Source organism: Neisseria sp. P0001.S005 (assembly GCF_051963715.1).
This window is the reverse complement of record NZ_JBQCTZ010000219.1, coordinates 1-5,422: the sequence shown is the minus strand read 5'-3', so window position 1 is coordinate 5,422 and position 5,422 is coordinate 1. Positions and strand designations below refer to the sequence as shown.

Below are 5,422 nucleotides of genomic sequence, written 5' to 3'. Positions count from 1 at the left end.
CTGTACTCTCCTACCGTAGAAAAAATCGAAGTTAAACGCCGTGGTGACGTACGTCGCGCCAAACTGTACTACTTGCGCGGTCTGACCGGTAAAGCAGCTCGCATTAAAGAAAAATTGCCTGCTCGCAAAGGTTAATAGCTTTCATCAAAAACCCACTTCAATGAAGTGGGTTTTTTGTTTTTATACAAGATCTCCTCGTCTTTCTTACACAATCCTACAAGCTAATCACAATAAACACCTCACGCATAAACTGAAATAGAATCATAATCCCCTAATTCTTTTGACCTTTATAACAAAGGCCGTCTGAAACAAAAGATTCAGACGGCCTTTAATCACATTGGACGGTTATTTAAACCATCTTGCCAATGCAGGGATACGTGATAACAACAGTGTATCCAAAATCCAAATAACAGCGATTGCAGCAATGGCTGTTGGGAAAATCACAGCCAAAATCAAAAGCGGCACAGCCATTGCCCACCATACCGGCAATTTGATTTTCTGCGCCGGAGGAACCAAACCACGTGCTTCCGAAGGACGGCGTTTCCACCACATTACACAGCCGCTGACACAGATAAAGATAATCGCCAGACAGAACAAGACATTTGCCAATACGCTCCACCAGCCCAATGTACCCATATGCAAAGCAATGCTTGCCGCCATGAATTTACCAAACCAGTTGTAATCGTCGAAATGAATATCAGCCAGAATTTTACCGCTGTATTGATCGATGTGTACCGTGCGGTCAGCGGTCGGACTAATCATATCGTAACTCATTGAGTCTTGCGACAACGTCCATACACCGGTCTCACCTTTAGGTAAATTGAGCTGATAACGGCCTTTAAAGCCAATTTCACGTGCAAAGCGGTCAACCGTCTCCAAAGTCATCGGCTCGCTTGGATTAATGCCGTTTTCGCCCATTGTCGTACCGGAAACCGGCATAGGCGTCAGCTCCAAAATCCATGGCACTTCTTTGGATTTACCGTCGTTCAGCACATCACCATGGGTTGGCACGGAAGATACCGGATTAGGCTCCACACCCCATTTACCCGCAGGAAACTGGCTCCATGCCTGAACCGCTTTACCGCCCCAAATACCCGCCCAAGCAATACCTGACAAACAGAACAGCAACAAAATCAAAGAAACCCAAGAACCAAATGCGCCGTGCATGCTACGCCACCATGTGCGTCCTTTGCCTGCTTTCGGCACAAGCATGGATTTCAGGCTGCGCTGTTTCGCCCACCACAAATAAATCCCCGTGATTATCATCAGGATGGTCAGCGACGCGGTAGTTTCCAGCAGATAGTCGCCCACCGGGCCGATCATCATATCGCCGTGGATTTCGTCCATCGTGTGATACCAGCCTTGACTGCGCGGCATCGTATTCACAACTTTTGCCGTATAGGGATCAACGGCAACCATAGTGGCTTTATCGTCATTGTTCACACGGAATACGGCGACCATGTCATCTGCGCGCGGCGCAATATATTGCACTACAGAAGAAGTTTCCGGATTCACAAACTGTCTGGCGGCTTCAGCCTGAGCCGACAAAGGCTGCACCACTGCCTGCGGCGTAATATGTATGCGTTCGCCTTCTTTACCGGTAATATTGGCGAATAGCAGCATTCCCAACCCTGTAACAGCCAGCAGGGTTAAAAACGGCGCAACTAAAAGTCCGGCATAAAAATGCCATCGCCAAACAGTCAAATAACGGCGGTTAGCCTGTTGTTCATTTTGGGAAGTTGGTTTTGTTTCCATATTTTCTCTTTATATAGTTAAAGCAGACTAATCACTACGGATTAGTAACAGGTATTTTAATCAAAAACATTCATTTAAGAAACCGTTTTTCCAATACAGCTTTGAAATACTTCAATATTTAGTTTTTAGGCCGTCTGAAAAAACAAAATAGACAGAAAACAACACTTTACTGAAAATCCGTTTTAATCATTGCGGTTTCGGCAGAATTTGGTAGAATACAGACATTACTTATTTATTCATCAAGCCGCCAAGCTTTGGCGGCTTGTATTTTTATTTCCAATCCGGCTACCGCGCGTGGCCGGATAAAATTTTAAAAGCATCATCATGCTTTCATGGAGAATTCAATGCAAAAAATCCCTTTGACCGTCCGTGGTGCAGAATTGTTGAAACAAGAACTTCAACACCTCAAAAGCGTAGCACGCCCAGAAGTCATCGAAGCCATCGCCGAAGCACGTTCGCACGGCGACTTGTCTGAAAACGCAGAATACGAAGCCGCCAAAGAGCGTCAAGGCTTTATCGAAGGCCGAATCGCCGAGTTGGAACACAAACTCTCTATGGCACACATCATCAACCCTGCCGAAATCCATGCAGAAGGTAAAATCGTGTTCGGCACAACTGTAACACTGGAAGATTTGGAAACCGAAGAACAAGTCACCTACCAAATCGTTGGTGAAGATGAAGCAGACATCAAAGAACGCAAAATCTACGTTGGCTCCCCCATTGCCCGCGCCCTAATCGGCAAAGAAGAAGGCGATGTTGCAGAAGTTCAAGCACCCGGCGGCGTACGTGAATATGACATCATTGCCGTACAATATATCTAAATAAACAAAAGGCCGTCTGAAAACATTTTCAGACGGCCTTTTGTTGTACCTAAAAACACCATAATAGAAAAAGTGAAATCTTCCCAAGAGAAATATAATGAATCTACTGTACAAAATTATCCAAACCGCCGCCGCCATGTGGCTCGGTATGCAACTGACCGCAGGCTATGTTACCGCCCCAATCCTGTTCCGCCTTCTGCCTAAAATGCAGGCGGGAGAAATTGCCGGCATTTTGTTTGCTATTACAGCGATATGTGGCTTAGTTATTTTTGGCGCAGCCTATGCCTTTTTCAGACGGCAACTGGCCTCACTTTCTTGGTGGATATTGGTCCTTTGGTTACTCTTAGCCTGCAACCATCTTTTGGTTACACCGGTTATCGAGGCACACAAGTATGGTCTGGATAACTGGCTGCTGTCCCTAGTAGGCGGAACATTCGGCGTTTGGCACGGCTTATCCAATATCATCTTTTTGATTTGTACGATACTGGCAGCCATCTGCGTATGGAAATGGCCCAAGCCAAACTAATCCGTCTTAATAAAAGGCCGTCTGAAAATAAATTTTTCAGACGGCCTTTTATTTTGAATCATAAATTCCCCGACTCTTCAAATATAAACTATAAAAAAATGCCCTGCATATTGCAGGGCATTTTTCACAAACCGATTAAGGTTTAGCGTAACCGTGAACGCCATTGTAAGGAGCTGGGATCCAACCTTCATCAGTAGCAGGCAATTCGCCTTGACCTTCGATAGTTTGGCCTGGAGCAACTTGACGAGTAACAACGCTGCGAATTTTAACATCAACGCGACGGTCAGGTTCGATACAAGCGATAAGAGCAGCACGTTTCTTAGCTTTAGAAACTTTTTTGCCCAGTTTAGCAACTTCAGCTTCACAAGTAGCAGTCATTTGAGCTTGAGACTCGCCCAGACCTACTGCAGAGATTTTGCTAGAAGCAACGCCACGGCCTACCAAGTAGTTAGCAACTACGTTAGCACGACGCTCAGACAGAGCTTGGTTGTATTCTTCAGAACCCATGAAGTCAGTGTGACCTTCAACACGTACAGTTTGTACGCTTTCGTTGCTCAGGCGTTGAGCCAAAGCGTCCAGTTTTTCTTGAGCTTCAGGACGCAGGTTGTCTTTGTCGAAGCCGAACAGAGTTTTAGTAGACAGGGAAACAGTTTCATCAACATACTCAGGATCTTGTTGTACGGGAGCAACTGCTTCACGATCACCACATTCAACACGGCCTTGGGTAGCTTTGTCGAAGTAGCTGTTTTTCCAGCATTCGCCGTAGTTGTTACGGACGATTTCTTGAGATTGGCTGCTTACGACGTAGCCGTGTTTGGTGTGCGCTTCACTTGCCATTGCAGTGCCTGAAGCAACCAATGCAACGAACAATGCGCTTAATTTCAGCTGTTTGGTCATTTTATTCCCTCATCAAAATTGTTATGCGGCGGATACAGGAAGCAGCCGCAGCAAATTACCAATATACAGGCCGCAGTATCAAAACAGCGGCAAATCGGATATATCAGGTTGCACTATAAAGAAGCGCAAGGCAAACTGTCAATACTCGATGCCTTCAAACAATCATGAAGTGCCTGCTTCCTAGTAGTTAATCATGCCGAAAAATCAATCTTGTGTCATTAATTTAGGGCAAAATCAGACAATTCATCCACCTTAAGTTGTACAAAAACAACAAAACCCCTTTCCCTCTTCTTTCCTGAATTTCCCGTTTTCATATCGTTAAAAGATATTTTCATTAAAAACAACCATTTTCAAAACTCGGGGCAAAACTGGGCAAAATATGTTAAATTACATGCCGTTTGTCGCACAAAATCCACATTAACAACGTATTCGGTACTGCTACCATGAAACTGCAACAATTACGTTATGCCCTTGAGGTTTACCGACACAATCTGAATGTCTCCGAAGCCGCCGATGCGCTTTTCACATCCCAGCCCGGCATTTCCAAACAAATCCGCCTGCTTGAAGAAGAATTGGGTATTCAAATTTTTATCCGCAGCGGCAAACGTGTGGTTTCCGTTTCGCAACCGGGCAAAGCCGTATTAGAGATTTCGGAACGGATTTTGCGTGATGTGCAAAACATTAAAAATATCGGCAGCGAGTTTACCGATCATGACAGCGGCTCGCTGACCATCGCGACAACGCATACCCAGGCGCGTTATGCTTTGCCCAAAATCGTTGCGGAATTTGTCAAAAACTACCCTAAAGTCAATTTGACCATCAAACAAGGCAGCCCTTCTGCCATTGCGCAAATGGTCAGCAGCGGCGAAGCTGATTTGGCAATTATTACTGAACGCATTGACGATCATCCTGAGTTGGGAAAACTGCCCTGCTATGAATGGAACCATGCCGTCATTGTTCCGCACGACCACCCTCTTTTGGACTGCCGCAATCCTTTAAGCCTTGAAGATTTGGCTTCTTTTCCGCTGGTTACTTACGAATTTGCTTTTAATTCCGGCAGCAGTATCGCGCGTACATTTAATAAAGCGCATATTGAGCAACCTGATGTTGCCTTATCGGCTGCCGATACGGATGTACTGAAGACGTATGTCCGCTTAGGCTTGGGTGTTGGTTTGATGGCCAAAATGGCGTACGATCCTGTTATCGATCAAGATTTACAGCTGATTGATGCGGCACACTTATTTGAACCGTCGCCCACTTGGATAGCCTTACGCACTGATACCTACCTGCGTGGTTACGCGTATGACTTTATCCAGATGTTTGCACCGAAACTGACCAGAGAAGTGGTCGACCGCATTCTGTACACGCCGGTTGTTGAAGATTTTTCAATTTGATATCTGACTATCACTTTCGTAACTTAACA

6 protein-coding genes are annotated in these 5,422 nt (G+C 45.4%); 4 read left to right on the top strand and 2 right to left on the bottom strand.

Features of this window, described 5'->3' with window-relative positions; translation table 11 throughout:
* Positions 1 to 135, top strand: a 135-nt coding sequence (locus ACTHSP_RS17365; protein WP_440346537.1) for a 50S ribosomal protein L19, incomplete at its 5' end; no start/stop codon positions are given.
* Positions 136 to 345: 210 nt separating this feature from the next.
* On the opposite strand, the gene ACTHSP_RS17360 is transcribed toward ACTHSP_RS17365, so the two are convergent.
* Positions 346 to 1,755, bottom strand: coding sequence for a PepSY-associated TM helix domain-containing protein (locus ACTHSP_RS17360; protein WP_440346536.1), 1,410 nt, complete (start codon positions 1,753 to 1,755; stop codon positions 346 to 348).
* A 344-nt stretch (positions 1,756 to 2,099) separates the two neighbouring features.
* Here ACTHSP_RS17360 and greA point away from each other — a divergent pair, with 344 nt between their 5' ends.
* Positions 2,100 to 2,576, top strand: a complete 477-nt coding sequence (gene greA / locus ACTHSP_RS17355; protein ID WP_003684304.1) for a transcription elongation factor GreA — start codon at positions 2,100 to 2,102, stop codon at positions 2,574 to 2,576.
* A gap of 97 nt (positions 2,577 to 2,673) precedes the next feature.
* Positions 2,674 to 3,102 carry a DUF4149 domain-containing protein gene (locus tag ACTHSP_RS17350; protein WP_049350982.1) on the top strand — a complete coding sequence of 143 codons (429 nt, stop codon included), beginning with the start codon at positions 2,674 to 2,676 and terminating at the stop codon, positions 3,100 to 3,102.
* Between the two features lie 135 nt (positions 3,103 to 3,237).
* On the opposite strand, the gene ACTHSP_RS17345 is transcribed toward ACTHSP_RS17350, so the two are convergent.
* A complete protein-coding gene (locus ACTHSP_RS17345; RefSeq protein ID WP_049350983.1) occupies positions 3,238 to 3,999 on the bottom strand; it encodes an OmpA family protein in 762 nt (253 codons plus the stop codon).
* Positions 4,000 to 4,442: 443 nt separating this feature from the next.
* On the opposite strand from ACTHSP_RS17345, the gene ACTHSP_RS17340 reads away from it, so the two are divergent.
* On the top strand, positions 4,443 to 5,393 hold the full coding sequence (locus ACTHSP_RS17340) for a CysB family HTH-type transcriptional regulator (RefSeq protein ID WP_049350984.1): 951 nt from the start codon (positions 4,443 to 4,445) through the stop codon (positions 5,391 to 5,393).
* Positions 5,394 to 5,422 lie beyond the last annotated feature (29 nt).